The sequence below is a fragment of the Mesorhizobium ciceri WSM4083 genome, assembly GCF_000519305.1.
Taxonomy (GTDB): domain Bacteria; phylum Pseudomonadota; class Alphaproteobacteria; order Rhizobiales; family Rhizobiaceae; genus Mesorhizobium; species Mesorhizobium ciceri_B.
On the sequence record NZ_JAFG01000026.1, the window covers coordinates 1 to 25,793 of the forward strand.

23 protein-coding genes and 2 pseudogenes are annotated in these 25,793 nt (G+C 60.4%); 14 read left to right on the top strand and 11 right to left on the bottom strand.

The window, feature by feature from the left end; all coding sequences use genetic code 11:
- Together groEL and groES are read right to left on the bottom strand one after the other, a co-directional pair.
- A partial coding sequence (gene groEL / locus MESCI2_RS0124890) for a chaperonin GroEL (protein WP_027038878.1) occupies positions 1-695 on the bottom strand: 695 nt, incomplete at its 3' end.
- Positions 696-760: 65 nt separating this feature from the next.
- Positions 761-1,057 carry a co-chaperone GroES gene (groES, locus tag MESCI2_RS0124895; protein WP_027038879.1) on the bottom strand — a complete coding sequence of 99 codons (297 nt, stop codon included), beginning with the start codon at positions 1,055-1,057 and terminating at the stop codon, positions 761-763.
- Between the two features lie 605 nt (positions 1,058-1,662).
- Between groES and MESCI2_RS1000000138680 the strand changes: the two genes are divergently transcribed.
- The 5 genes and pseudogenes from MESCI2_RS1000000138680 to MESCI2_RS0124920 all read left to right on the top strand — a co-directional run.
- Positions 1,663-2,019, top strand: a complete 357-nt coding sequence (locus MESCI2_RS1000000138680; RefSeq protein WP_081738890.1) for a transcriptional regulator — start codon at positions 1,663-1,665, stop codon at positions 2,017-2,019.
- Positions 2,020-2,045: 26 nt separating this feature from the next.
- Positions 2,046-3,392, top strand: coding sequence for a serine hydroxymethyltransferase (glyA, locus tag MESCI2_RS0124905; protein ID WP_027038881.1), 1,347 nt, complete (start codon positions 2,046-2,048; stop codon positions 3,390-3,392).
- Between the two features lie 47 nt (positions 3,393-3,439).
- Positions 3,440-4,615 (top strand): methionine adenosyltransferase, encoded by a 1,176-nt coding sequence (metK, locus tag MESCI2_RS0124910; RefSeq protein ID WP_027038882.1) that lies wholly within the window; start codon positions 3,440-3,442, stop codon positions 4,613-4,615.
- Between the two features lie 111 nt (positions 4,616-4,726).
- Complete coding sequence (locus MESCI2_RS0124915; RefSeq protein ID WP_027038883.1) at positions 4,727-5,719, top strand: adenosine kinase; 993 nt, start codon at positions 4,727-4,729, stop codon at positions 5,717-5,719.
- Between the two features lie 38 nt (positions 5,720-5,757).
- A pseudogene (locus tag MESCI2_RS0124920) lies at positions 5,758-6,030 on the top strand (5-methyltetrahydropteroyltriglutamate--homocysteine S-methyltransferase); the annotation flags it as partial.
- Between the two features lie 171 nt (positions 6,031-6,201).
- On the opposite strand, the gene MESCI2_RS1000000138130 reads toward MESCI2_RS0124920, so the two are convergent.
- A complete protein-coding gene (locus MESCI2_RS1000000138130; protein WP_155936668.1) occupies positions 6,202-6,642 on the bottom strand; it encodes a hypothetical protein in 441 nt (146 codons plus the stop codon).
- Between MESCI2_RS1000000138130 and MESCI2_RS1000000139020 the strand changes: the two genes are divergently transcribed.
- Entirely contained in the window at positions 6,550-6,753 is a 204-nt protein-coding gene (locus MESCI2_RS1000000139020) for a DUF6074 family protein (RefSeq protein ID WP_245270467.1), read from the top strand. The genes MESCI2_RS1000000138130 and MESCI2_RS1000000139020 overlap by 93 nt on opposite strands.
- Positions 6,754-7,265: 512 nt before the next feature.
- On the opposite strand, the gene MESCI2_RS0124930 is transcribed toward MESCI2_RS1000000139020, so the two are convergent.
- Both MESCI2_RS0124930 and MESCI2_RS1000000138135 read right to left on the bottom strand, forming a co-directional pair.
- Positions 7,266-7,547, bottom strand: a complete 282-nt coding sequence (locus MESCI2_RS0124930; protein ID WP_027038886.1) for a hypothetical protein — start codon at positions 7,545-7,547, stop codon at positions 7,266-7,268.
- 100 nt (positions 7,548-7,647) lie between these two features.
- Positions 7,648-8,103 (bottom strand): hypothetical protein, encoded by a 456-nt coding sequence (locus MESCI2_RS1000000138135; protein WP_155936669.1) that lies wholly within the window; start codon positions 8,101-8,103, stop codon positions 7,648-7,650.
- Positions 8,104-8,506: 403 nt separating this feature from the next.
- Here MESCI2_RS1000000138135 and MESCI2_RS0124940 point away from each other — a divergent pair, with 403 nt between their 5' ends.
- Positions 8,507-8,971, top strand: coding sequence for a MucR family transcriptional regulator (locus MESCI2_RS0124940; protein WP_027038888.1), 465 nt, complete (start codon positions 8,507-8,509; stop codon positions 8,969-8,971).
- A 430-nt stretch (positions 8,972-9,401) separates the two neighbouring features.
- On the opposite strand, the gene MESCI2_RS0124945 is transcribed toward MESCI2_RS0124940, so the two are convergent.
- Positions 9,402-9,614, bottom strand: coding sequence for a cold-shock protein (locus MESCI2_RS0124945; RefSeq protein ID WP_027038889.1), 213 nt, complete (start codon positions 9,612-9,614; stop codon positions 9,402-9,404).
- A gap of 1,225 nt (positions 9,615-10,839) precedes the next feature.
- Between MESCI2_RS0124945 and MESCI2_RS0124950 the strand changes: the two genes are divergently transcribed.
- From MESCI2_RS0124950 to MESCI2_RS0124960, 3 genes are all read left to right on the top strand, one after another.
- A complete protein-coding gene (locus MESCI2_RS0124950; RefSeq protein WP_430981684.1) occupies positions 10,840-12,111 on the top strand; it encodes a M16 family metallopeptidase in 1,272 nt (423 codons plus the stop codon).
- A gap of 1 nt (position 12,112) precedes the next feature.
- A complete protein-coding gene (locus tag MESCI2_RS01000000135510; protein WP_081738892.1) occupies positions 12,113-13,513 on the top strand; it encodes a M16 family metallopeptidase in 1,401 nt (466 codons plus the stop codon).
- Positions 13,514-13,971: 458 nt separating this feature from the next.
- Positions 13,972-15,429, top strand: coding sequence for an NAD-dependent succinate-semialdehyde dehydrogenase (locus MESCI2_RS0124960; RefSeq protein ID WP_197031597.1), 1,458 nt, complete (start codon positions 13,972-13,974; stop codon positions 15,427-15,429).
- A gap of 1,229 nt (positions 15,430-16,658) precedes the next feature.
- Here MESCI2_RS0124960 and MESCI2_RS0124970 read toward each other — a convergent pair.
- A complete protein-coding gene (locus MESCI2_RS0124970; RefSeq protein ID WP_245270466.1) occupies positions 16,659-17,093 on the bottom strand; it encodes a DUF2285 domain-containing protein in 435 nt (144 codons plus the stop codon).
- A 124-nt stretch (positions 17,094-17,217) separates the two neighbouring features.
- Positions 17,218-17,490 (bottom strand): transcriptional regulator domain-containing protein, encoded by a 273-nt coding sequence (locus MESCI2_RS1000000138580; RefSeq protein WP_081738894.1) that lies wholly within the window; start codon positions 17,488-17,490, stop codon positions 17,218-17,220.
- A gap of 1,268 nt (positions 17,491-18,758) precedes the next feature.
- Here MESCI2_RS1000000138580 and MESCI2_RS01000000135515 point away from each other — a divergent pair.
- Together MESCI2_RS01000000135515 and MESCI2_RS0124985 are read left to right on the top strand one after the other, a co-directional pair.
- Entirely contained in the window at positions 18,759-20,891 is a 2,133-nt protein-coding gene (locus MESCI2_RS01000000135515; RefSeq protein ID WP_050596676.1) for a prolyl oligopeptidase family serine peptidase, read from the top strand.
- Between the two features lie 121 nt (positions 20,892-21,012).
- Positions 21,013-21,708 carry an OmpW/AlkL family protein gene (locus tag MESCI2_RS0124985; protein WP_027038893.1) on the top strand — a complete coding sequence of 232 codons (696 nt, stop codon included), beginning with the start codon at positions 21,013-21,015 and terminating at the stop codon, positions 21,706-21,708.
- Between the two features lie 494 nt (positions 21,709-22,202).
- Here the strand turns inward: MESCI2_RS0124985 and MESCI2_RS1000000137440 are convergent, their stop codons facing one another.
- Together MESCI2_RS1000000137440 and MESCI2_RS1000000137445 are read right to left on the bottom strand one after the other, a co-directional pair.
- On the bottom strand, positions 22,203-22,400 hold the full coding sequence (locus MESCI2_RS1000000137440; protein WP_081738895.1) for a helix-turn-helix domain-containing protein: 198 nt from the start codon (positions 22,398-22,400) through the stop codon (positions 22,203-22,205).
- A gap of 56 nt (positions 22,401-22,456) precedes the next feature.
- The gene (locus MESCI2_RS1000000137445) at positions 22,457-22,714 is read right to left on the bottom strand and encodes a helix-turn-helix domain-containing protein (protein WP_081738896.1); all 258 of its coding nucleotides are present in this window, start codon (positions 22,712-22,714) and stop codon (positions 22,457-22,459) included.
- Between the two features lie 173 nt (positions 22,715-22,887).
- Here MESCI2_RS1000000137445 and MESCI2_RS0125005 point away from each other — a divergent pair, with 173 nt between their 5' ends.
- Positions 22,888-23,139, top strand: coding sequence for a DNA -binding domain-containing protein (locus MESCI2_RS0125005; protein ID WP_027038896.1), 252 nt, complete (start codon positions 22,888-22,890; stop codon positions 23,137-23,139).
- Between the two features lie 630 nt (positions 23,140-23,769).
- Positions 23,770-24,576, top strand: a pseudogene (gene istA / locus MESCI2_RS01000000135525) (IS21 family transposase); the annotation flags it as partial.
- Here the strand turns inward: istA and MESCI2_RS01000000135530 are convergent.
- Positions 24,559-25,793: zinc ribbon domain-containing protein (locus MESCI2_RS01000000135530; RefSeq protein WP_032901342.1), on the bottom strand; the 1,235-nt coding region annotated here is incomplete at its 5' end. The pseudogene istA and the gene MESCI2_RS01000000135530 overlap by 18 nt on opposite strands.

Here is a 25,793-nt window from a genome sequence, read left to right on the forward strand (position 1 = left end):
GCCTGGAGGTTGGACAGCTTCTTCTCGTGCAGGAGGATGTAGACGTCCTCGAGCTCGGCAACCATCTTGTCGGCGTTGGTGACGAAGTAGGGCGAGAGGTAGCCGCGGTCGAACTGCATGCCTTCGACGACTTCGAGTTCGGTCTCGGCGGTCTTGGCTTCCTCAACCGTGATGACGCCTTCGTTGCCGACCTTCTGCATCGCTTCCGCAATCATGGCGCCGACCGACTCGTCGCCATTGCCAGCGATGGTGCCGACCTGGGCAACCTCTTCCGAGGTCTTGATTTTGGTGGCGTTCTTGATCAGCGTTGCGACGACGTCGGTGACGGCGAGATCAATGCCGCGCTTCAGGTCCATCGGGTTCATGCCCGCGGCAACCGCCTTGTTGCCTTCCTGGACGATCGACTGTGCCAGAACGGTGGCGGTCGTGGTGCCGTCGCCGGCGATGTCATTGGTCTTCGAAGCGACTTCGCGGATCATCTGCGCGCCCATGTTCTCGAACTTGTCGGAAAGTTCGATTTCCTTGGCGACGGTGACGCCGTCCTTGGTGATGCGCGGGGCGCCGAACGACTTGTCGATGACGACGTTGCGGCCCTTGGGGCCGAGCGTCACCTTCACCGCGTCGGCGAGGATGTTGATGCCGTGCAGCATGCGCTCACGGGCGTCGCGGGAGAATTTTACGTCTTTGGCAGCCATGTTTAGCTCCTGGCAGGGGCTCGCAACGAGCCCGAAGATTCAAGATTCAGTGGTGAGGTCGATGATCAGGCGATGATGCCCATGACGTCGGATTCCTTCATGATCAGAAGGTCTTCGCCATTGAGCTTGACTTCGGTGCCCGACCACTTGCCGAACAGGATGCGGTCGCCGGCCTTGACGTCCAGGGGAACCAGCTTGCCGGCTTCATCGCGGGCGCCGGAGCCGACAGCGATGATCTCGCCTTCCTGTGGCTTTTCCTTTGCCGTATCCGGGATGATGATCCCGCCGGCGGTCGTGGATTCGGATTCGACTCGGCGAACGACCACGCGGTCATGAAGCGGTCGGAAATTCGACTTTGCCATTTTTGATATCCCTGGTGCTGAGGTTGAACGGTTCTCCGTTGACGGAGCGCGGGTCCTTAGCACTCGCCAGTCACGAGTGCTAAGGAGGCCCGTGGGATAGGCCCGTAGGCACCAACTAGTCAAGGCGGCGCGAAGACGTCCTGCCCATGCGCACCGACGCCGTTCCTCATTGAAGCCATCAGCCGCGAGGCGCCACGATCGGGCGCTTTTCTGCATGGTTGCGGCGGTGGCGGCGCATGTTCTCACACCCGACAATCCCAATCCGGGGCAGGCGTTGCAATGATTCTTTCAAAGAAAATTCACAGAGTCTTAGCAACTCCGGTCCGCATCGGATGGTACGTTGCCCAACATGCAAAGTCGGCGGGGAAGAGTGACATGCTCTTCCGCTCGCCTCGCTTAATTACATGGATCTCGTTTAGCTGATTGGGCCAATCCAATGATCTCTGCGACAAACAAACTTTGGCAAATCCCAAAACGAGCTGAACGCAGGCGACCAGCGATCTAGGTCATAAATATAACCGGTCAAGGATCACAGAATATGGAATGCAGATGAAAAGACCATTCGGACGAGCACCAAATTCTTCCATGTGGCTTCATGCTGACCGATGTTGACGCTGGTCAAGTGCCTCAGGATATTAGCGCGCCTTGATCGCCTTAGAATCCTGGGCCTTTGCGCGCATGCTGATCTAACTGTCTACGAGCTGGCAGAAATTCTGGAGTTGCGTCGCGAGCTCGTTGTGCGGCACGTCCGTCTGCTTGTCAGAGCCGACCTGCTTTGCCACACCGAACAGCGTCCCCGCTATTCCTACCATCTGCGAACAGAAGGCAGGAACGGCGGGCTGGTTCAATTGTTGGTCGATCTCCTTCCGCACGAGGAAGGCCATCACCAACGCGACCTACAACGCCTCGAAGCGTTTCAAGCCGCGCGGTCGAAGGCAACCGCCTGCTCGATCGTGAAATAACAATCCGAATGGGAGCGCGAACTGCCATGGACAATTCCGCCGCCGACGCCATCGCGCAGCCCGACACCTGCGGGCGCTCTCAGTTAGCCGCGGTCGACCCGCGCGTTCACGAACTGCTTTTAAAGCAGGAGCAGCAGGAGCGGACGACGCTCAAACTGATCGCTTCCGAGAACTTTGCCTCCCCGGCGGTGCTGGAAGCGACCGGCTCCATTTTCACCAACAAGTATGCCGAGGGCTATCCCGGTGCGCGCTACTATGAGGGAAACGCGATTGTCGATGAGCTTGAGAGCCTCGCCATTGAGCGCCTGAAAACATTGTTTGGCAGCGAGCACGCCAATGTGCAGCCGTATTCCGGCTCGCCGGCCAATCAGGCTGTTTACCGCGCGGTTTTGCGCCCAGGCGACAGAGTCATGGGCTTGCCGATTCCCGAAGGGGGCCATCTGACTCATGGTTGGGCCGTCAACTTTTCCGGGACTGATTATGAACGCATCCCCTACGGGCTCCATGAAGAGACGCAGCAAATCGACTATGACCGCTTGCGCGAGACGGCAAAGCGGGAACAGCCAAAACTGATTTGGGTTGGCGGAACTGCATATCCGCGTGCATTTGACTACGCGATAATGGCCGAAATCGCTTCGGAGGCGAATGCCTATCTGGCGGCCGACATCGCGCATATCAGCGGTCTGATCGTGGCAGAAGCCCATCCGAACCCTGTGCGCCATTGCGACGTGGTCACCAGCACATCGCACAAATCCATACGCGGCCCTCGCGGCGGCTTCATTTTGTCAAAGAACGAAGACCGCTACCAAACGCTTTATCATCAGCAGAGCAAATACAACCTTGCCAAGCGTATAGATCGCGCGGTCTTCCCTGAACTGCAAGGCGGCCCTCATGTGAATACCATAGCCGGGCTGGCTGTCGCTTTGCAGGAAGCCGCGAGCCCGTCATTCCGCACTTACGGTCAGCAGATCGTCAAGAATGCCAAGGCTTTGGCCCAGGCACTTCTGGACCGTGGTTATGACTTGGTCACCGGCGGGACTGACAATCACATGTTGATCCTGGACCTCTGGACGCGACCACTGTCAGGCAAAGCCTATGCGGGACGCTTGGCAAAGGCAGGCATCATCACAAACTTCAATATGGTGCCAGGCGACACGCGCGACCCGTCGGTCACAAGCGGGATCCGCTTGGGGACCCCGGCAGTGACGTCCATGGGCATGCGCGAGGGGGAAATGGTGCAGATCGCCGCTTTCATCGACTTGATCTGCAGCAAGCCCGACGACGTAGATGTTCAAGCGCGCGTGCGAAGAGACGTTGCAGATTTCTGCGCTGCGTTCGCCGTCCCGGGCATCAGCGACCGCAAGGCGGCGTAACCGGGGCGAGCCGATCCAACTCCACAACCTGAAGCGAGGCTATCACCATGGCTAGACAGTTCGTGTTCTCCTCCGAATCCGTCGGCGCGGGACACCCGGATAAGATGGCCGACAACATCTCGGATGCCATCCTTGATGCGGTCCTTCGTGAGGATGCTAAGGCGCGCGTCGCTTGTGAAGCGCTGGTGAAGACCGGGATGGTCGTTCTGGCCGGCGAGATCACCAGCAAGGCGCAGATCGATTACAGTCAAGTTGCCCGCGATACGATCCTCGATATCGGATACGACAACGATGCCATCGGATTTGATGGCCGGCGCTGCGCCGTCATTCTGGCTCTCTCCGAGCAGTCGCCCGACATTAGCCAGGGCGTTGATGAAGGACGAGGGCAGGATCTCGAGCAAGGCGCGGGAGATCAGGGGCTCATGTTCGGGTACGCCTGCAGCGAGACTGAAACCTTGATGCCATTACCCATCCAGCTCGCTCATGATTTGACAAAAAGACAGGCAGAGGTGCGCAAGGCCGGACGACTTGGCTGGCTGCGCCCGGATGTGAAATCTCAAGTGTCCGTGCGCTATAATGATTTGCGGCCGGTGGCGCTGGACACAATAGTCCTGTCGACGCAGCATGACGAGGAGGTCTCCCAAGCCGAGGTCCGGGAAGGCGTCATTGAGGAGATCATAAAGCCGGTCTTGCCGCTGCACTTGGATACGACCGGGATCAGGTTCCTGGTCAATCCGACCGGCCGGTTCGTTGTCGGTGGGCCACAAGGCGACTGCGGGCTCACCGGACGCAAGATCATCGTCGATTCCTATGGTGGGATGGGCCGTCACGGCGGCGGCGCCTTTTCGGGCAAGGACCCGTCCAAGGTCGATCGCTCAGCGGCGTACGCGGCGCGGTACGTCGCAAAAAATGTGGTTGCCAGCGGCCTTGCGGAGGTCTGCGAAGTTCAGCTTGCTTACGCGATTGGCGTCGCCGCGCCGGTGTCTATCCACGTCAACACTTTCGGAACGGCAAAGGTCGAGGAAGGAAGGATCGAGCGCCTCATTCTTGAGCACTTCGACCTCCGGCCTAAAGGCATCATCAAAATGCTTGATCTCTTGCGCCCGATTTTCCGCAAGACCGCGACATACGGACACTTTGGCCGTGAAGAGCCTGAGTTCACCTGGGAGAAAACGGACAGAACGGACGAGTTGCTGCGTGAATTAGGACCGGCAGCTGCGTGAGGGTCGGTCGCAGGATCCCGCGTGCAGCCATTCCCACCCCAAATCCCACGCCCGACCGGCGGGGCGACAAGCCGGCTCCTGCTTCAGAGGAGACGTCGGACGGAGATTTTGATGCCGGAATATGACGTGCTTTGCATCGGCAATGCCATTGTCGACATCATCGCGCAATGCGACGAGGCTTTTCTGGAGACCAACGGCATCATCAAGGGCGCGATGAACCTCATCGATGCGCAGCGCGCCGAATTGCTCTACAGCCGCATGGGGCCGGCGATCGAGGCATCCGGCGGCAGCGCCGGCAACACGGCGGCGGGCGTCGCCAGTCTGGGCGGACGGGCCGCCTTCTTCGGCAAGGTGTCGAACGATGCGCTGGGCGATATCTACGCGCACGACATCCACGCTCAGGGCGTGGCCTTCGACACCAAGCCGCTCCAGGGCGAACCGCCGACGGCGCGCTCGATGATCTTCGTCACGCCCGACGGCGAGCGTTCGATGAACACCTATCTCGGCGCCTGCGTCGAGCTTGGCCCTGAGGATGTCGAATCCGACAAGGCGTCCGGCGCCAAGGTCACCTATTTCGAAGGCTATCTGTGGGATCCGCCGCGCGCCAAGGAAGCAATCCGCCAGACGGCGCGGTTGGCGCACGCGGCAGGTCGCGAAGTCTCCATGACATTGTCGGATTCGTTCTGCGTCGACCGCTACCGCGACGAATTCCTCGACCTGATGCGCTCCGGCACGGTCGACATCGTCTTTGCCAACAGCCACGAGATCAAGTCGCTCTACCAGACGTCGTCGTTCGACGAGGCGCTGGCGCAGATCCGCAAGGATTGCAGGATCGCCGCCGTCACCCGCTCGGAAAAAGGCTCGGTGATCGTGCGCGGCGACGAGACCGTGGTGATCAAGGCGACCGCTATCAAGGAACTGGTCGACACGACGGGCGCCGGCGATCTCTATGCCGCCGGCTTCCTGCATGGTTACACGCAAGGCCGCGACCTGCAGACCTGCGGCGATCTCGGCTCGCTGGCCGCGGGGCTGGTTATCCAGCAGCTCGGGCCGCGGCCGCGGCAGAACCTGCGCAGCGCGGCGGAACAGGCGGGATGGCTTTAGTCGGGTATTTTCCCGACGACATGCTGCCCCACCCTCCCCTGCTACAGTCGGCCCAGGCGAGCGGATACCCGAACGAAATCGGTCCCGGCGTATACGACATTCACTCACCGCGCGTCCCAGATGTCGGAGAGATTTCGGACTTGCTAACGCTTGCCCGCGAGCGACTGTGTGACGGCCAACTGTGGGTGAATCCAGACTGTGGCCTCAAAACCCGGAAACGGGATGAGGTCCGCCCTGCCCTCATGAACATGGTTGCTGCAGCATGCGCGTTGCGGGACAAAGTGCAGGCCGAGGTTGCGCGGCCCGTGTGACCCGCCAGATCCAAGCAGCGCCCGACCGACGCCACAACGGCACCGCGCACGTAAGGTCGGGAGATCCCGTCTTCGCCAGTTGTGTGCGTCAAGTTCTAAAAAATGGCTGGCTTTGAATGGTGCGTCCGCCGCGCAGCCCCGCGTAGCGGAGCGGCGGGCGCACCGGCCGCTTCAGGCGGCCAATGCCCTCGAGCTCTCCTTCTTGTGCTCGCGCACATGCCCCATTTTGATTGAGCAGGGCGCTTCGAGCCAAGTCTCATGGATCTCCACCGCCAGCGGCCGCGCTAGCCGGAAACAGCACTGCGGAGATTGCGCCAGCCCGCTTGACCTCTCGGCAAGATTGCGCCGCGCTGAACGCGCGACGCCGCCCCACGGAGGATTCATTCCCTCTCCAAGCACCGGAAAGAACGTGCTGTTAACCAAATTTTTCAGCCACCAGCTTATTCCTCGAGCAAAGGACGTGAGTGATCCATGTGCGATTCGAACATAAGTGCGTTTCCGCTGCATCGTCGGCGCAAATTGGTCGACGGGATCGCCCGGATCCTTGAGTCCAAAAACGGCGAGGACGCGAATGCCTTCTGGCGCGCCACCGCCATGACAATCCTCGTCCAACTGTCCGAATCAGGAATTGCACCCCGGCTCGCCGAACAAGAGGTGAGAGCGCTGCTTCATGCCATCCTGGGCAACATGGCGACCAGGAGTGCTGAGAAACTTGCCCGATAGGATCTGCTCACCCCGATGTTGCGCAGAGCCCCCGAGCTTCGTGAGCTTGGATGAGGAGCCCTGACCGCGTTCAGGGTCTAAGTGTCAGATGAAGAGCAACGAAGGCCGTCTTGCGGCACTGGGGATGTCCAGCTCCGAATCGCCGAGCAGAGTTCTGGCGTGAAACAATCGAGTCTGCCCACCGCCTCATACCGGGTCGATTGAGCTCATCCAGGCGAGCAGTAAGCGCGCGCCCTGCAGCGCTCGCTTGCAATGGCGTGCGCGATCCGTGTCGCCGCCCAACAATAGCGGTCGGCTTTTGGTTGACGGCTTGGCACGCCCGCCTACGACCGAGCGCAATTGCACTTGCCACTGGATCGACCAGTTATCGTGACGAGAACTATCCAAAGCTTTTCGTCCGCTTGGGAGAATGCGCTTGGATGGGATCGAGGTTGACGCTCCACGGCGGGACTATGCGCGCCAGACCATAAGTTCACGCGGAGAGCTATGATTTCGCCACTAGGCGTTTCGCGCTATGGCTCAAGAAGAGCACTGCCATATTGTGCCCAAAGCTGTTCGCAGTCCCACATCCGTAAGCTTGGCGTTTCTCGTTCTCCATAGAAGACCATTGCACCGCGAACGTCATATCCAAGCACGGACGCATTTGCGACGAACTGGATGGCGCGTCCTAAGCTGGTCACGCCGATCTGGGCTTCAATTTTGTTGGCTGCGTCGATTACGCCCAGGATTTGCGCATCTGCGCCTCTGCCGGCCAAAACAGCCGCCGAGATCGCATCGTCCGTCGCTACGAGCATCGCTTTAGTCCCCATAAGGAGTGCTCTTCAACTTCGGGCGCAACATCTGTTCCGCGTTCCGCGTCGTCCTAGCGACAGCTTCAGGCACCCATCTCGCGGTTCATGACGGCGAAGAACTCGTCGTCGTGGCTTTCACCGGCTGGTGCGCGAGAATTTTGTCGATGGCTGGTGCCGCGACGGGCGAACCGGACTCCGCCGCGATACCCGAAGGCGCGGGATTAAGCGACACAGAAAGCACGAGCGTCTCGAGGGTGCGCAGCGTTCGGCGTGCACTAAACCGTTGAATGTTGAATACGTTTGGACGATCCGTGCCGTCGTTCTTCTCATTGGGTCTTGTCGGGAACCACCCCGTCAACTTTAGTCGACTTGTTGAGACAGGGAACCAGCCTGTCTGCTTAAAACCTTCGCCGTGCGCCCGGTGGCAATCGTGGAAACGTCGGGCCTGTTTCGTCCCGAGCACTGCGGCCGACTTCACCTGGGTCAGGCGCCCACGCTTGAAGATGGCGCGGATCTCGCGGGCCAGCTTGGCTTGAGCATTCCTATTCGCGATTGGCAACCTTGAACTCCTCAAACAGGTTGCCGCTGCTCGGTTTGGCGGTGATGTCCTGAGTCATAGCGCTTTGCCTACGCCTTTGGAGCACACTGACGGTTTCCAACTCCATAGAATACCGCCTCCGATAGCCGTTGATTGCCCCCTGCAAGTCCGACCAGTACACACGCTGGCTGCTCAATGGTCGGTGATAGCGCCGATTTTGCTCTTTTTGTGAGCAACCCGCCTTTGTTTTGCACAAAGGGGGACCGCGATTACCGCTAACACCTACAGAGCTGCGCGGACACCAACAGTGATCGGCCAAACGTTGGACGAGCAACAATCTTGATACGACATTGTTGCGTTTAGCGGCAAGCACCACTATGAAGCGACGCTTCGCCGACTTTGTTTCAAGCTGCCGGAGCGTTTCATGACAGAAGAAGCCGACAAAAATATTGACAGCCTCATCGAACTCACAGCCGATGTCGTCTCAGCCTACGTCTCCAACAACCCGGTCCCGGTGGGAGATCTCCCTGCTCTGATCGGTCAAGTGCACGAGGCACTGAAAGGCACGGCCGGGAGCGTCTCTGCAGAAGAGCCCCAGGCCCTTAAGCCTGCTGTTGCAGTCAAGAAGTCGGTGACACCGGACTACATCATCTCACTTGAGGACGGGAAGAAGTTCAAATCCCTAAAGCGTCATCTGTCGACCCACTATGGACTGACGCCGGATCAATATCGTGCCAAATGGGGTCTGCCGGCGGATTATCCAATGGTCGCACCGAATTACGCTGCGGCGCGCTCGGCATTGGCCAAGACGATGGGGCTCGGCCGTAAACCGAAAGAGCCGGAAACGCCGGTGCCGGCGAAGCGGACCCGCAAGAAGGCGGATGCCTGATTTCCATTTGACTAGACAGAATTCGTACTGAAGCGCGCGGCGGCCACCGGCTTTCTGAATATAAAGGCCGGGACTTGCCGCGCCTATTTGCGCCGCCTTTGGCGGACACACATTTTTGCTGCTGGAGTTGGAGCGTGGTGGGCGCTACTCGGCCCGACCAGGCGGTGCCTGCTGTCGATCTTCCAGGAAGTCTTCGGCGCCCGATGAAACAGTCCTATGTGTTCGAGCGACTGATCGTTGCTTGTCCGACACCGCAGTGCAATGGCTATGGGCGCGTGGGGCGAGGTTCGCCGGGCGAACCGCTTGGCGTGCGGTTCTGCCCCTTTTTTCAAAACGAACCCTGCCTTGCGCTGATTTCGAACCGCTCGCTCAGGAGATCGCCGAGGTGAAATGGTCCTCTGACGCGTGGCGCTCGGCCGCAGCAGAAAAATCAGCCAGCTTTGCTGAGGTTGCCAGCGGAGGACTTGCCGGTGCGGCGGTCCTGTTCAATTTCATAATTGATCTTCTGCCCGTCAGCGAGGGTTGAAAGGCCCGCGCGCTCGACCGCAGAAATGTGGACGAAAACATCCTGACCGCCATTGTCGGGCTGGATAAATCCAAACCCCTTGGTACTGTTAAACCACTTCACTGTTCCAGTCGCCATATGCGTAATCCCTTGTACAATTGCATCCGTGGAAAGGCCCTCAGGCCGCTCCGACTTCCCACCAATACTGCGGTCGTAGGCGCAGCAAAAGTAAAATATTGCAAAACCCGGCACGAGGCTGCCGATGATTGCGCACCCATCATGACCGCCTATCGCCGGGTCGACTGTCCTGTGCTGACGCTGGCGAATCGGCACACAGCCGGCAGTTTTTCGGCGCCTCCGCAATGCATTGCGCCGTGGACTGACACGTTCAGAACGCACGGGACTGTTACCAATCAGACAATGGGATGCGCTGTCGAGCGTCCCAGCGCTGCGGTCAGGCACTGGAGAGCCTCGCGGCAGCGCAGGTTCTTGCCTCACAGTTAGGTGCCATTCCATCGGGGTAAACGCAGTTGCTTGCGCTCAGGCTTGATGCTGGGCGTTGGTTGGGGATTGTTGCTCAGACGCCGAAAAGACCCGTCGGCCTCACTGCTTTGTCTGAGTGGGCGACGTTGAAGCTGTATTGCAGAGCCGTGTAGCCATCGAAAAATACAGCGGTCGGATCCTGCTCGACGGCGACCTGACCAGTTTCACGCCAGAGAGACGCAGGCACGGCTTCTCGGACGCACCGCCCGATCGGCACGCAGCTCGCCGCTACCCAGCGAGCTATGACGTTCTGCGACTACGACAACGCACAGCGCCGGTCCGCACTGGTGGCGGTAGACTCAACATTTGTTCCTACAACGATATCGTCCCAAGCCGCAGCCGCTTCAGCGTTCGGCGCTGTCCGATGTCCGACAATGTCGGACACGTCGCATAGCAAAGCCCGATTGGTACACATTGGCACAATGGCTTTCTCGTCTGGCACGCGACGTGCAGGGCTTCGGCATCCGCCTCACAGACCAAGGAGAAGTCGTTCATGATCTCAGCCAAAAATTCCGCCGCTAGTTGCCCGGACGCATTCAAAGATGACGTTCGAGCAGGGCTGGGCAAGACGAAGACGGCCCGGGCTCGGTGCCGCCCATCGACCCACCTGCTCTCAGAACGGGGGGCGCGACCGCAACGCCTTCAGAATGGGAAACAGATCACTTGGCCTCGATACTCGCCTGCCACCCTGCCGCAAGCGAAGCCATCGATCAGGCTTGGGTTAGGTTGGCTATGCAGGGCCTTCATTGCGACCGCGCTGGCACTCACGTCGACTACTGCGGTTCTAGCCGCCTCCGATGAGGGCAAGGTAACGGATTTCGTGCTCGACAACGGCATGCAGGTCGTGGTGATTCCCGACCATCGCGCGCCGATCGCCACTCATATGGTCTGGTACAAGGTCGGCAGCGCCGACGAGCAACCTGGCAGTTCCGGTCTAGCGCATTTCCTCGAGCATCTGATGTTCAAGGCGACCAGCAACCATGCCGCCGGCGAGCTCGACCGTGCTGCAGCGGCCATGGGCGGCTCCATAAACGGCTTCACCAGCAGCGATTACACCGCCTATATCGAGACGGTGCCGTCCTCTGGGTTGGCTGAGATGATGAGTTTCGAGGCCGATCGGATGCGCAATCTCACCCTCAGCCAGGAGGTCATCAATACCGAGCGCGACGTCATCCTGGAGGAGCGTCGTATGACCACGGACAGCGACCCGGCGGCGGTACTGGAAGAGGAGGTCGACGCGACGCTCTGGCAGAACCAGCCCTACCGAATACCGACAATCGGCTGGATGGAGGAGATGGCCAGGCTAAGCGGCGCCGATGCATTTTCCCTCTACGACAAATACTACCAGCCCAACAACGCCGTGCTGGTGGTGTCAGGCGACGTCGACCCTGAGACGGTCAAAGCGCTGGCCGAGATGACCTACGGCAAGGTGGCGCGTGGGCCGGATCTGCCGCCGCGCAACCGGCCGGTCGAGCCGACGCAGGACACCAAGCGCGCAGTGCTGCTTAGCGATGTGCGGATTTCGGTGCCGCGCTTTTCGACACATTGGGTGGTGCCCTCTTATCACACGGCAAAGCCGGGCGAGGCCGAAGCGCTCGATCTGTTGGCCGAGATTCTCGGTGGCGGCGATGGAAGCCGCCTCTACCAGGCGCTGGTGGTGGAACAGGGCATCGCCACCGAGGCCGGAGCCCATTTTCATGGCACCATGCTACCTGGCGCCGGGAGCGCCGTGCTGGACGCGACCAAATTCACGATCTACGGCGTGCCGCGCGGTGATGCCAAGCTTACCGATTTGAAAGCTGCAGCCGAGGCCGAGGTTGCCCGCATCGCCTCGAACGGTGTCAGCGACGACGAGTTGGACAGGGCGAAGGCCCGCTATGTCAGCTCGATGATATTCGCCCAGGACGACCAGGACACCATGGCCTTTATGTATGGCTCTACGCTTGCCGCAGGCGGCAGCGTGAAAGATGTCCAGGAATGGCCGGATCGCATCCGCAAGGTCACTGCCGGTCAGATCCAGGCTCTCGCCGCCCGCTATCTGGTGCCGGGCCGTTCGACCACCGGCTATCTCTTGCCCAAGACGGAGAAATGACATGAGAGCGCCCCAATACCGCGGCACCCACGAACATAGCTTGCCTTTTCCGCTTGTCGTGACACACGGCGGGATTCCCGGCCCAAGGACCGCGCTGGCCATTTTTCTCCTCGCCATTCTCTTCCTTGTCCTCCCCCCGCTCACCGCCCATGCGGCGATGAGCATCCAAGAGGTGAAGTCTGCAAAAGGCATCAACGCTTGGCTGGTGGAGGACCACACAAACCCGATTATCACCATCAACTTCTTCTTCGACGGCGGCACCACCCAGGATCCGCCGGGCAAGGAAGGGCTCGCCAATCTGATGGCGCGCCTGGTCCCACAGGGTGCTGGCGATCTCGACGGCGATGCCTTCCAGACAAAGCTGGATCGTGCCGGCGCCACTATGACCCTCGAAGCACGACGCGACGGCGTTCACGGCGCGATGAGCATGCTTTCCTTGCGGAAGGATGCCGCTTTCGACCTGTTGGGGCTAGCGCTCAACAGGCCGCGCTTCGAGCAGGAGGCAACCGACCGCATCCGCGCTCAGATCCTCTCCGGCATCATCGGCAATGAGAACGAACCGAACGCGATCGCTGAGCGCGAATGGCTAAGCGTGCTCTACGGCAGCCATCCTTATTCGAGGCCGGAAGAAGGCACAAAATCAGGCGTCGCCGGCGTATCACCAGCCGATCTCAGGGCCTCCCACAAGGCCACTTTCGGCCGTGATGGGCTCCATTTTGTCGTGGTGGGCGACATTGATGCCAACGCGCTGCGGGAAAAGCTCGACCAAGTCTTCGGCGAATTGCCTCCGACGCAGGCGCTCGCTCCCGTCGCCGATGTCACGCCGCAGCTCGGCCAGCAGGTCAAGGTGAAATACGACCTGCCGCAGACCTCGCTTACATTGGCTTACCCCGGCGTGAAACGCGATGCGCCGGACTTCCACGCCGCAATGCTGATGAACGATATTCTCGGCGGCTCGGCCTTTACCTCCCGCCTGTTCCAGGAGGTGCGCGAAAAGCGTGGCTTCGCCTACTACGTCCACTCCGATCTTTTCCAACAGCAGCATTCCGAGACGCTGCTGGTTAGGACCGCGACGCGCCCGGACCGCGCCGCCGAGACGCTCAGCCTGGTGCGGGACGTCGTGAAGCAGATGGCAGAGCGCGGACCGACGGAGGCCGAACTCGCGGCGGCAAAGAAACACCAAATTGGCGCCTATCCCATCAACTATCTGAATTCCTCCGCCTCGATTGCAGCCACGCTCCTCGATATGCAGCTCAATAATTTCGGCATCGATTACATCCAGCGCCGCGCGGGCCTCATTGAAGAGGTGACGATCGAGCAGGTGAAGGCGGTAGCGAAAAAGCTTCTTTCGACCGAGCCCGCCATTATGATAGTCGGCCCGCACCTGGAGCACAAAGGTTGAGGAGATCACTTCGCCTTCCTTCTCTCCTTTGAAGGCAGGCGCGTGGAGCAAAAGTTCTAGCCGGTGCCTCACAGGATCGTTGGGCGCCGGCGGAGTGGTTCGGTGGACACCAGGGCATTCCTCGGTTAGGCGACCTATCCGAATTGTGGGCCGCTTCTTCTCATGCCAACCTCTCTTGTGGATACAGAACGCCGATCGTGGCGCGCCTTGCAGCCAAGGCCGCCTGCAGGCACTGCCTGCCGGCGGCGATTCCGTTTCCGTTGTGCAAGTTTGGCCGAACGATCTCGCCTGCCATTGACCGGAAACTTTTAAACCAGCTGCCTTTGTAGTGGCTGCATTGGACTACCAGCTGTCCAATCAAGGCCCTATAAGCAAACCGGCCGCGCGCAATACACACCGCACCTGCTAGAATACCCGCTGCGTCGAGGAGGAGTCCGGTATTGCCCCTGCGCCCGCCGATGATGCGTCACTTGAAATCGCCCGACCTGTTTGGACCCATTGATCGCCTACCGGCACTCGGCGTGTCGATCAGCGAGCGCACATTTGAGGTCATCAATCCATCGACCGGAGAAGTGCTGGCAGAACTTCCCGACATGGGTGTCGAGGAGACATGCGCTGCGATTGACAAGGCCCATGTCGCGCAGCCTGGATGGGCGGCCCTGACCGCACGTGAGCGCAGCGACGTTTTGTGGCGATGGCATCAGTTGATCATCGACCACGCCGACGACCTCGCCGCCATACTCACAGCGGAGATGGGCAAGCCGCTTTTCGAAGCTAAGTCTGAAATTTCGCATGCGGCCGCATACCTGCAATGGTATGCGGAGGAGGCCAACCGGATTTATGGCGAGACGATCCCCGCACCATCGAGGGACCGTCGCATGCTGGTCATCAAGCAGCCGATCGGTGTCGTTGGCACGATCACGCCATGGAATTTTCCGGCCTCGATGGTGGCGCGCAAGATCTCGCCAGCCTTGGCGGCAGGCTGCACGATCGTGCTCAAGCCCGCTGAACAGACGCCGCTCGTGGCGGGCGCAATGTTCGGCCTCGCCCATCAGGCCGGCTTTCCGGAAGGCGTCGTCAACCTGATCTATTCGTCCCAAGCTGATGCGGTTGGCCGAGAACTCTGCGCCAATCCCAAGGTCCGCAAGATCAGCTTCACCGGTTCCACCGAAGTCGGCCGTCTGCTGATGCGGCAGTGTTCGGAGCAGATCAAGAAGGTCAGTCTGGAGCTGGGCGGCAATGCACCTTTCATCGTCTTCGATGACGCCGATCTAGATGCTGCCGTTGATGGGGCAATCCAGGCGAAGTTCCGCAATGCCGGCCAGACTTGCGTTTCAGCGAACCGCCTTTACGTGCAGTCGCAGGTTCATGATGAGTTCGTTCAAAAATTCGTGGAGAGAGTCCGGCAATTGTCGGTTGGCGACGGCTTCGCTCCAGGAGCGGACATCGGACCACTCATCGACAGGCACGCTGTGGCTAAGATCGAATCCCACATCGCAGATGCCGTTGCCAAAGGAGGCACAATCCGATGCGGGGCCGAACGCATCGGCAAGCGAGGCACGTTTTTCGAACCGACGGTCCTCACCGACATCTCCAGCGTAATGGCTGTGGCGCGCGAAGAGACGTTCGGGCCGCTGGCGCCGATCATTCGCTTCAACGATGCGGATCAGGTCGTGCGTGATGCCAATGACACGATCTACGGCCTCGCGGCCTACTTCTATGCATCAGACCTTAAGCGTGTCTGGCGTGTGGCCGAGGCATTGGAATACGGCATGGTTGGCATCAACACGGGGCGCATGTCTTCTGAAGCAGCGCCCTTCGGCGGGATAAAGCAGTCCGGTATCGGGCGCGAGGGGTCCCGCCATGGACTCGAGAACTACCTCGAAATGAAGTATCTGTGCATCGGTGGCATCTGAACAACCCGCTTGCGAAGTTCGCGGATCGGGACGCAAGCGATCTCCGAGTAGGCCCTAGATTGGGAGCCGACGGACGGCTTCGCAAGCCGAGCAAGACGCAACGTGGCAGCCGAAAACGGATGTAGCTCAATTCTATCGAGGAAGCACCGCGCGATGTCCCGACGAGCACGTTCGTCAAGGCGAGAACTACGTCAGGACGGGCCTGGTCGAAATGCAGGCGAAGCGATCCACGCTGCCAGATCGGAAGAGGCGCTCGGCCATAGTTCGGCGGTCAAAGAAATTCGCCAAAACGACCCCAAGTCGATTCCGCACGCTGGCGGAGCTCAATTGGCATCGTCGATGGCTGGCCCCAACAGCGACATCATCCAAGCGCCGAGCTGGACCGCCGCTGCTTCGCGCCTACGCATACGCTTGCTGGCCATTGAGGAGGAGAAGGTGAGATCCACGAGGATCCAAACTTCCATAATTGCTCAGCAACTGAGCCATTCTGCCGATGCAATCGCAAACAGAAGTCACTGCATTTTTTATTGAAGTATGCTCTCAGTGGCTTAAGTCAAAGGGCCAAGACGCCAGACAAAAGTGTCACAAAGCCGACAAAGCCGACACAATTGTCGGAAGTCGTCGAGCACGTCGAGCGTGAAAACACCGCCGCTTGCGCACAGGACCGCTGCAAGCGCTCTGACGTGTCCGGCCGTAGTAGCCGGCCGCCGCGGCAATACGAGGTGCACACGAGCTTCAAAGGCGAGATCAGGAAAGAATCGTGATAGACGCCGCAGGCCCAAACGGCCAAGCGCTGCGCAAGACTTGCTCATAGGCGGGCCGCACCAGGCGGATAAACGCTTGCCCGGCAGTGACTGAGGTCACTGCCGGGCGCCGGGTCTGCCTTGGGAGGCATAAGGCAGCGCCAATTCGGACCAAGGGGGGATCAGTCCGTGCGCGCCTCGCAGATGGCCTTGCATGTACCGTGCCAAAGGGAAACCATTGCCCCCCAGGATCAGCTTCGCTGTGTTTGTGTCCTCTACATTGTCTGCTCCAGCGCACTGATGTCAGCTCAACGCCGGTCCGTACGAACCAACGCCTCCGAGTGCCCAGTCGATCTTCATCTCGGCTTTGACGGCTCGAACAGAGCGCGCCCGCAAGGTGCTTCTGCCAGATCGCCGGGTGAACTGGCGGCGACCGTGCACTCGCTCCGAACTGTTCGCCGGCTGAACGCACAGGGCGGATCGTTTTCAAGTAAGGAAATCCTTGTATCCGCTATTCATGAGCGCGCGGCCACGAGCGACGGCGCGGCGAATGCGGTCGCGAAGATGATCGCGAGGATCGCTCCAATCGGCGTCGACGCGCCGTTGACCAACCAGAACTTCGGCGAGCTCGCGATGTGAGGCTCCAGCAAGTGAGCCGTCGAGCGCACGAAGGACGAAGGTCAAACGGGAGCCGCGTTTTTCAGGGGGAAACAAGCGGGCGGGAAGCTGTCGACCCAGACTCAGAGCATTGAGGCACTCCAGCGCCCTCAGGCGATGCTTCGAAAACATCGCGGGCCAGATCGCCTCGGTACGCAGGGTAACAGGCTGCAAGATGTCCGCGCCCTCGACGGCGAGCTGGAGAGTATCGTCCCCGTTTGCGAGGAGCACATGTTGGCTCTTGTCCCGGGCCAGCAGGACCATCGCACGACACGGCAACGCCGCCAGGTCGAATGGCGATGTCGTCGAGCATGCAGACGCGTGTTGCGCGACGACCGGAAGCACATGGACGCACCCGCGCGGACACCAGAACAAGGCAGCACTGCGCTCACAAGACTCGGCGAAACAGAACACCCCACTGCGATAGGTCGCCTGCCGACGCAATCACGTCCAGAAAGGCTCCGCGCGACAGAGCATTGGCCTGCTGGCGAACAGCGCTAAGATCGCGCTGGAATGCCGGATTGCGGCGCAAGAACTCCCAAGCCCAGCCGCGCAGCGTCAGACGAGCGGTGTAGTCGTAGGATCTTTCATCCTGCCACTCAGGCTTATCAGCCCATGCCAGAAGAACTCTAGTCATGGCTGTGAGGCCGTCCGAGGCCATGCCACTTGCCAAAGCACCGGCGCCCAAAGCAGCGGACCGTCGATGCGACCGTTTCGTCCGGCCGTGTGGGATTGGGATTGTGCAGGACGGGAGCGGTGCGCACCAGCGGCCCGACCGCCAAAACCGCACAGCAACAGGGACGGCGGCCCGAGCGAGTCAGAGGAATCAGCTTCTTGACCGCCATCGACGCCTTGCGGCCCGTTCCAGATCTTCTTTGAGGACGCGGTTGCGCGGACGCTGGATGATACGTCGCTCGTCGTTAAAGTTGTCGTAGCGCACGGCGCAATGAGCTCGGTCATCGAAGGCCTCCTCAGGGAAATTCCCCGCCATTGGAGGCGAACCTTCAGGCCGTGGCAGCCTGTAAAGTTGCACAGGTGAAGCTGATCAACCGAGAAACGACCGGCAGACGCGCGCAACAGTTTTCTGGTGGTGCTCACGCGTAACGTGCTCTGCGGAGGCTCGAGATGGAATGAAGCCGTGCGCCGTCACCCGGGTGCAGCCGATTTCCCGGGCAGACTGCTCGGCAATGTGCATCTCAGCAACACCGAAAGCGCCAGCGGCAGCGACACACCGTGGCCGTCTCGCCAAAAACTTCACCGAGCCGGAGCGCCCGGTCTGCTGGGAGCATCGTCCCATATTGGATGCATGCAGCCTGCAGTTGAAATGCCCAGTCCCACGCGTGCGTTCGAACACGGCTTGCTGCCGCCATGAATGACCTCAGGACGTCAAGTGGAGCGAAACAGGAGCCGCGCAAATCTAAGTTGAGCAACCGCTCCGCCATCGCCTTTCCTTGGGTTTCCACACTGCCGCTTGCGGCGCTTGATTTGATCACGCAGCCGCCTTGGTCGCTCGGATGGTGCGTCAGCTCCCGGCGTGGCAGCCAATTAAAAGCCGGGTACGTGGAGCGTGTTTTGGAGTGAAGGTACTGTCTCCCACCCAATTCCGCTGCCTTCATTGCTTGAGTATGCCGGTCTCTCTGCGCGCTCGAACACGAGACCGTCGGTGTGTTTTCGCAGCAGTGATTGTCGGATTCTCGACAATGTCGGACATGAGATACGCCGCTATCACATGACGGCGTTGTTCTGAAACGTTTCTCCCAGTTGGCACGGCACATGCAGTCCCTAAGCGCAAAGCCATTGCCGCGCTGGGACTGGGAGACAGAACTCATCCATGATCACCTTCACCGAACCTGCAGTCGACGCCGCAAACACTGAGCTTTCCCGAGCGGACCAAAGCACTTGCGCTTTCACTCCGCGGGTTGTCCGCACATGACTACATTCGATTACCGTCCAACGACGGATGCTCCCGACGACGATCCTTATCTCTGGCTTGAAGATGTAGAGGGCGAACAGGCACTCGACTGGACCGCCAGCCAGTCGGCCAGGACACAGCGGGACTTCGGTGGAACGCAGCTCGCGCGCGACCAGAACACGCTTACAGCGATTTTCGACGCACCCGACGAGATTCCCCAGATCACGCGCTGCGGTGAGTACCTCTATAACTTCTGGCACGATGCCGCAAATCCGCGCGGGCTGTGGCGCCGTACCACCCTACCCCTCTACATGAAGGCGGATCCCCGGTGGGAGCTCCTGCTCGATCTGGACGCCCTCGCCGCTGACGACGCAGAGGACTGGGTATGGGGCGGCGCGTCGATCGAGCCCGAGAGACGGGAACACGCCGTTCTGCGCCTGTCGCGCGGCGGCAGCGACGCGGTCGTGCATCGCGAATTCGACATGCGGTCTCTCGGCTTTGTCGCCGATGGTTTCAATCTCCCGGAGGCCAAGGGGAGCATTGACTGGCTCGACCCCGACACGCTTCTGCTTTCCAGTGCGCTTGGCGAGGGCATGGCCACCAGTTGCGGCTACGCGCGAACGGTGCGGCTGTGGAAGCGAGGCGCGGACCCGCTCACCGCACCGGTGGTTTTTGAGACTGCCGAGTCCAACAGCGTGTATGCCCTTTTGGACCGTACCGCGGAGTGCGAGCGCGTTTGGTTCATCGAAAAGCCGGCCCACTTTGAAGAGATAGTCCGAATCGGCGACAGGAGGGGGCCGAAGGTTTTGATCGACCTTCCGCAGGACGCTTGGTCGGATGGCTTCGGCGACTGGCTGGCGGTAAAGCCGCGCAAAGCATGGACCGTTGCCGGGACGACCCATGCGGCCGACGCGCTGATCGGCATCTCGCTTTCGTCCTTCATCGCCGGCGGGCGCGATTTTAGGACCCTCTTTGAACCAGGCGATAGGCGCTCCGTTCAGTCATTCTTCTGGAATGACGGGAAGCTCATCATCTCCTACCTCGTCAACCTCGTTCCGCGTTTCGAGATGTTCACGCCCGGCGCCCAGGAATGGACGCGTCACGCTCTGGACGCCGTGCCTGGTGAAGGGACAGTTGACCTCTGGTCGCTCGATGCGGAACGGCACGAGACGAATGGCGAGGTCCTCATTTTGGCTGAGGATCCGATCACACCACGGCAGCTTCTCCTGTTCGACCTCAACGCCGCGCCGCGTCTCGGCGCTCCAGCAATCCTGAAGCGCAGCCCGGAGAATTTCGACGCATCCGGGCTGGTCGTCACGCGCCACGAGGCAGTCTCGATTGATGGTGAAATGATCCCCTACACGCAGGTCGGCCCGGCCAGCGGGAACGGGGATGCCCCGGTTCACCTCACCGCCTATGGCGGGTTCGGCATATCGCTCCTGCCCGAATACAACTCTTCGATCGGCAAGCTATGGCTCGAACGGGGCGGCACGTCGGTGGTGGCTAACATTCGGGGCGGCGGCGAGTTCGGCAGCCGTTGGCACGACGCGGGCCGGAGGGAGGGCAAGCGCCTCGCCCATGACGATTTTGCCGCGGTTGCCGCCGATCTCGTGCGAAGGGGCGTCACACTGCCGAGGCGGATTGCCGCCGAGGGCGGCTCAAATGGCGGCCTCCTGATCGCCAATATGCTTACCCGTTACCCTGAGCATTTCGGCGCGCTGTTCTGCACAGTTCCGCTTGTCGACATGCGCCGCTACACCAAGCTTTTGGCGGGCGCGAGCTGGATTGATGAATTTGGCGATCCCGACAAGCAGCAGGATTGGGCTTTCCTCAAGGAAATCTCCGCCTATCACGCCGCAGCGCCGGGACAGCCCTACCCGCCCATCCTGCTCGCGACAACGATGCGGGACGACCGCGTCCACCCGGGCCACGCACGTAAGATGGCCGCGAAGCTGCAGGCACTTGGCTATCCCGCTTACTTCTACGAGCCCGGCGCGGGCGGCCACGGCCGCGGCACAAACAACCGGGAGCGGGCCGCCTTCACTGCCCTGGGCAACTATTTCCTTCGAAGTGCGATCGGCTGGCAAACCGATGGCGCAAGTGGGGCAAGACCCGCAACGGCGCCTCAAAAAGTGAATAGCGGTCGGTAGCTGCGAGCACGGCGCAGTAGTGCGTGTACAGTTTATGAAAACACACGCCGGCGCCCTGCATAAACCGGCAATATTATCAACGGTGCATTCTACAATTTCTGAAGAGCAAGGAGAGAACATCATGCAAACGAAGCACGTTAACTTGGCGCTGGGAATAACAGCGGCCATCGTCCTGATGGTGGCGGGACAGCAGGCAGTCGCGGCGGATGTTCCAGAAGACCCGTGCGAACCGCAGGAGAGTGCCTCGGTAACCGAATGGCCAAGCCCCTGGCAGCTTCGCCTGCGCACCTTGGGTGTCGTCACTGAGGATTCGGGCTACGTCAACGGAGTTGGCGGCTCCGCTCTTTCATATTCGGATACTGCGACACCTGAACTCGACATCTCATATTTCTTCACCGACAACATCGCCGCCGAGCTTATCCTTGCCACCACATATGCCGACATCACAGGCGGAGGAACGATCGGCGAGTTGGGGAACATCGGCAAGGTCTGGCTACTGCCGCCTACGCTGACATTGCAGTACCATTTCACCGATTTCGGCGCTTTCAAGCCATATGTCGGCGCGGGTGTGAACTACACGATGTTCTACAATCAGGATGCCGGCAGCGCCGACGCTCTGAAGGTCAAGAATACGTTCGGCACTGCGTTGCAGGTCGGCTTCGACTACATGGTGGATCGGCACTGGGGCGTCAATTTCGACGTGAAGAAGCTTTTCCTGAGGCCAGGTTTCGACGTCACCGTGGCCGACGCCAAGCTGACGGGTAAGGCGAAGCTCGATCCCTGGTTAGTAGGCGCAGGTGTTACCTATCGCTTTTGAAAAGGGCAGGCGGCTTGCAGCCGATCTGAAATGAAGGGCGCCTCGCGCGCCCTTTTTACCCTCCCACATACCCCCACATACGGACCGGCCTGGATCATTCGAGGAGGCGGCGTTGTTCCCCGCGGGCGGGGGGTATCCGAAATCCATCCATCGCACAGCAGCCGATACTGGGGTGACGCTTGAAGAAGCCGTTGTCGAAAGGGCGGCCCCCGCTTCCACCGGGCCAGGAAGAGTACCCCTGCTCAAGCCGGCCTCGACGAAAGCCTAAAATGGAAGTGCTAGACGCACCTTGGAGCAGGATGGCTTTGACGATGTTGATGGAATGCTGCGGCCAGCACTCCTTGCCGATATTCTTCTCCCGGACGTCAAGAGGCATGGCGGCTATGGCCGCGAAATACCGCGAGGGCGGCGATCTCAGGCGGGCGGGCGCAATTCAGCGGTACCCCGAATTCGCAGATGATTGGTTTCGGGCAGCCGGATCGCCGACATTGCTTCTATTTTCGCGGCTGTCTGATCAAATCGCAGGGATCAACGTTCAGTGCGGCCGCCAACCGTCCGAGCACGCTTACGCTCGCAGAAACACGGGCGCGTTCAATCGAGCCCACGTAACGCGAGCTAAGTTCAGCGCGCGCAGCCAGGTCTTCTTGCGTCAGGTCCTGCTCATGGCGTAAACGACGCACATTGATCGCCATGATCTCCTTGAGGCTTCGTGAGCCACGACCAAGTGCATCCAGCGCTGCAGGGAGCGTCAGTTATCAAATCCAGTGCGGGAAATTTTTGCTACCTTACGCAGCATCTCATGCGGATCGAAACCGATCGTCTCGGCGAGGTGGAGGAATTCGACTACGTCGACACGCCGACCTCCCGATTCAATGGCCGCAACCACTGACTGATATCGGCCGATAGCCTTCGCAAGGTCCGCTTGACTGAGGCCGGATGCCTTTCGCTCATCAATGATCAATTGGACAAGGCGTACATGCCTCGGCGATCGGAGTGTCTTTTGCATGAAGGCCGGGCCCTTGACGAAACCGGCAGACCAATTAAATCGAAACTCGGATAACCAGAAAAACTGGTTATCCGGTTGTGAGCTCAAAATGGCGGCTATCCGCAAGAGCCGCCTTCGTTAAGTCGCTGCGGTGGGCAAGAGCTAATCTGAATCAACTTTGGACGAGCATAGACATGGCCTTATCAATTTCCGACGAAGTCCCGTGGTCGGATAGCCTGACCGCTTACGACAACGAGCATTTCACGATCTATATGAGGCTCCTGGACGCGTCCGCCGACGATGCCAGCGAAGAGGAAATGGCGCTGCTGGTCCTCGGCATAGATCCTGTGCAAGAAACTGACCGCGCCCGAAAGGCGGTTCGCAGCCATCTCGCTCGGGCGAATTGGATGGTTACAACCGGATACAAGGAACTGTTTACGCGCTGACGGACACCCAGGTGAGCCTTTCCAGTCGCTGGGCGAGGAAATCTCGATATCCACCGATCCATGAGGATGTGATCACGAACCTGGTTGCAATGATCCGTCCAATCAGCGACGCGATGACGGCCCAATAGGGCCGCCACGCCTTCACGACGCGATGCACCGCCAAGCGAGCCGTCGAGGGCCTGAAGGACAAAGCGTAGGCGGCTGCCACGCCTTCGGACGGAAACAGCTGGTCGGGAAATTGTCCAGTCGCGTGAACGGCATTGAGAATTCGAACGCATTCAACTGCTGCCTCATCCGATCGGCGGGCCAGATCGCGTCGACGGAAAGCCGAACCGGGCCAAGACGTCCGCGCCCTCCACGACGAGCTGCGAATTCCGGTGAGCTGTAGCGCGACGATTATGGAGACCGGTCGGCGTCGATTATGATGGCCGGTAGGAGGCCGCGCCGCGTGGTTGCGCGTTCCGGTAATTCCCGGACAGGCATTCCAGTAATGTCGGGACAGCAATTCCAGTAATTCCCGGACAGTGATTCCACTAAATCCCGGACAGCTTTGCGGGGTGGATTTGGCGACCGGTTCTCGACGGCGCCGTTCTGGCAATTTGGTCTCTCACGCGTGTGTTGAGAGGACCGATGCCAAGACGGAAGCAAGCGAGACGAACGACAGTGAGGGATATCCGCTCGATCCTACGCCTGACCCATGACCAGGGCCTTTCAGTGCGTGAGGTGGCCGAACGGCTGAAGATCAGCAAGACCTCGGTTTCAACCTATCTGCTTCGGGCGCGGGAGGCCGGTTTAACGGGCTGGCCGCTGTTGCCTGGCTATGACGACGACGCCAAGCTCGAACGACTGCTCTTCGGGCGCGCGGGCCGTCCTCCCCTTGATCTGAGTGAGCCGGACTGGGCGGCAATCGCCCGGGAACTCAAGCGCAAAGGGGTGACACTGGCCCTGCTGTGGCATGAATATCGGGCTGCCCATCCCAACGGCTATGGCTACAGCTGGTTCTGCGACCGGTTCGCCCTCTTCGAACAGCGTACAAGTGCTGTGTTCCGTCATCGGCACGCGGCCGGCGCTGTGATGCAGACCGACTATGCCGGACAGACGGTGTCGGTGATCGATCCGATCACTGGCGTCATTGCGCCGGCGCAGATCTTCGTGGCGGTGCTGGGAGCCTCCAATCTCACCTTCGCCCATGCCAGCCTCAGCCAAAAGCTGCCGGATTGGATCGAAGGACAGGTGCAGGCCCTGAGCTTTTTTGGTGGGGTCACCAAAGCGATCGTCTGCGACAATCTGAAGGCTGGTGTCGTCAAGGCCCTGTGGTTCGAGCCGACCTTGAACGCGACGTTTGCGGCCATGGCCGAGCATTACGACACCACAATCTTGCCAACCCGCAGCCGCAAGCCGCGCGACAAGGGGAAGGCATCACGATGCACCTTGTTGGAGTTGTTGAGCGACAATTAATCTGGGCGGACGACCACCATATCGACTGCCGGCGCCTTTTTCGAGTCTGACGTTGCCAGGTGGTTCGTATAGGTATCGATGGTTGGTGGCGTATCGATGGCGCTTGAGAATGCCCTTCCGCCCGAGTTGGTGAACGGTCGAGACGCACACGCCGAGCTGCAGGGCTACTTCCTCGCCGGTGATCATACCGCTCTCCCGCAGCCGTTCGTACCGGTTCTTCAATCCATAGGTGCGGCGCACGAGCATGACTTTCTTCAGGGTGAAGGGTTCGCCGCGCCAGTTGCGATGCCCGAGTTCATTGAGACGGGCGGCGATCTGCTGGTCGTTGGCGGTCTCCAGCAGCTCATTCATCAACGCCACGACCTGTGCCGGCGTCTTGCGTATCACTGACATGGGTCGCGGTCTGGTCACCGACAGGCTCTGCGTGCGCCCGCCGCGCCAGCGGATATGGATGTTGACCTGCTCGTCGACGAGCAGCGTCACATCTTCGATGAGAAGGCCGAGCATGCGCTTGCGTTCGACGGCACCGGTGCGCTCGTCGTTCCAGATGCGCGGGAAATCGGCGGCCAGCGCCCTGATGCGCTTCTGCGCTGGCTCATCCAGCAGCGAGCGGTCGACTTCGTTCTGGCGCTCGTGCTCGCGCTGGAGTGCGTCGAGGTCGCGCAGCCGTGCGTTCCAGTCGGCTTCCAGCGCGTCGGCGACCAGGCGGTTGTCCGGATCGACCTTCAGGTAGCGCCGGCGGGCCAGTTCAGCCTCGTAGCGGGCGCGTTGCAGCTGCGTGCCACGCAGGGCCGCGGCCTGCTCCACGCGCTGGGTGATCTCCTGCTGCACGGCAAGCGCGACGTCGATCGCTGCCGGCGCCATCGCCTCCAGCAGGAGCGCGCTCACCGCGTCGTCGACTGGAGCGCCGCGCACCCATTGGCAATGTTTGCCGGCGTGCCGCACGACGGCTTCGTTGCAGACATAATACGGGCGCAGCCGCCCTTCGAATGGCTCATAATGGACGCGCATACGTGCACCGCAGCGACCGCACAGCAGCCGTCCCTGCAACAGACCGCTGCCCTGGCGGGGCATGCGTCCGCGCAGGCCGGGTGAAAAGCCGGTGGCGTTCTGTTCCAGGGTGGTCTGATTGCGCTCGTACTCGGCCCAGGAAATGTAGCCCTCGTGGGCGTCGGGTATAAGCACCTGCCAGTCGG

Coding starts and splice junctions, on each gene's coding strand:
- MESCI2_RS0124985 (WP_027038893.1), top strand. CDS start 21,013: ATGCAAACGAAGCACGTTAACTTGGCGCTGGGAATAACAGCGGCCATC.
- glyA (WP_027038881.1), top strand. CDS start 2,046: ATGGACAATTCCGCCGCCGACGCCATCGCGCAGCCCGACACCTGCGGG.
- MESCI2_RS1000000137445 (WP_081738896.1), bottom strand. CDS start 22,714: ATGCAAAAGACACTCCGATCGCCGAGGCATGTACGCCTTGTCCAATTG.
- MESCI2_RS0124960 (WP_197031597.1), top strand. CDS start 13,972: ATGATGCGTCACTTGAAATCGCCCGACCTGTTTGGACCCATTGATCGC.
- metK (WP_027038882.1), top strand. CDS start 3,440: ATGGCTAGACAGTTCGTGTTCTCCTCCGAATCCGTCGGCGCGGGACAC.
- MESCI2_RS01000000135510 (WP_081738892.1), top strand. CDS start 12,113: ATGAGAGCGCCCCAATACCGCGGCACCCACGAACATAGCTTGCCTTTT.
- groES (WP_027038879.1), bottom strand. CDS start 1,057: ATGGCAAAGTCGAATTTCCGACCGCTTCATGACCGCGTGGTCGTTCGC.
- MESCI2_RS0124970 (WP_245270466.1), bottom strand. CDS start 17,093: ATGGTCCTGCTGGCCCGGGACAAGAGCCAACATGTGCTCCTCGCAAAC.
- MESCI2_RS0124945 (WP_027038889.1), bottom strand. CDS start 9,614: ATGGCGACTGGAACAGTGAAGTGGTTTAACAGTACCAAGGGGTTTGGA.
- MESCI2_RS01000000135515 (WP_050596676.1), top strand. CDS start 18,759: ATGACTACATTCGATTACCGTCCAACGACGGATGCTCCCGACGACGAT.
- MESCI2_RS1000000138680 (WP_081738890.1), top strand. CDS start 1,663: ATGTTGACGCTGGTCAAGTGCCTCAGGATATTAGCGCGCCTTGATCGC.
- MESCI2_RS0124930 (WP_027038886.1), bottom strand. CDS start 7,547: ATGCTCGTAGCGACGGACGATGCGATCTCGGCGGCTGTTTTGGCCGGC.
- MESCI2_RS1000000137440 (WP_081738895.1), bottom strand. CDS start 22,400: ATGGCGATCAATGTGCGTCGTTTACGCCATGAGCAGGACCTGACGCAA.
- MESCI2_RS0124915 (WP_027038883.1), top strand. CDS start 4,727: ATGCCGGAATATGACGTGCTTTGCATCGGCAATGCCATTGTCGACATC.
- MESCI2_RS0125005 (WP_027038896.1), top strand. CDS start 22,888: ATGGCCTTATCAATTTCCGACGAAGTCCCGTGGTCGGATAGCCTGACC.
- MESCI2_RS1000000138580 (WP_081738894.1), bottom strand. CDS start 17,490: ATGGCCTCGGACGGCCTCACAGCCATGACTAGAGTTCTTCTGGCATGG.
- MESCI2_RS0124940 (WP_027038888.1), top strand. CDS start 8,507: ATGACAGAAGAAGCCGACAAAAATATTGACAGCCTCATCGAACTCACA.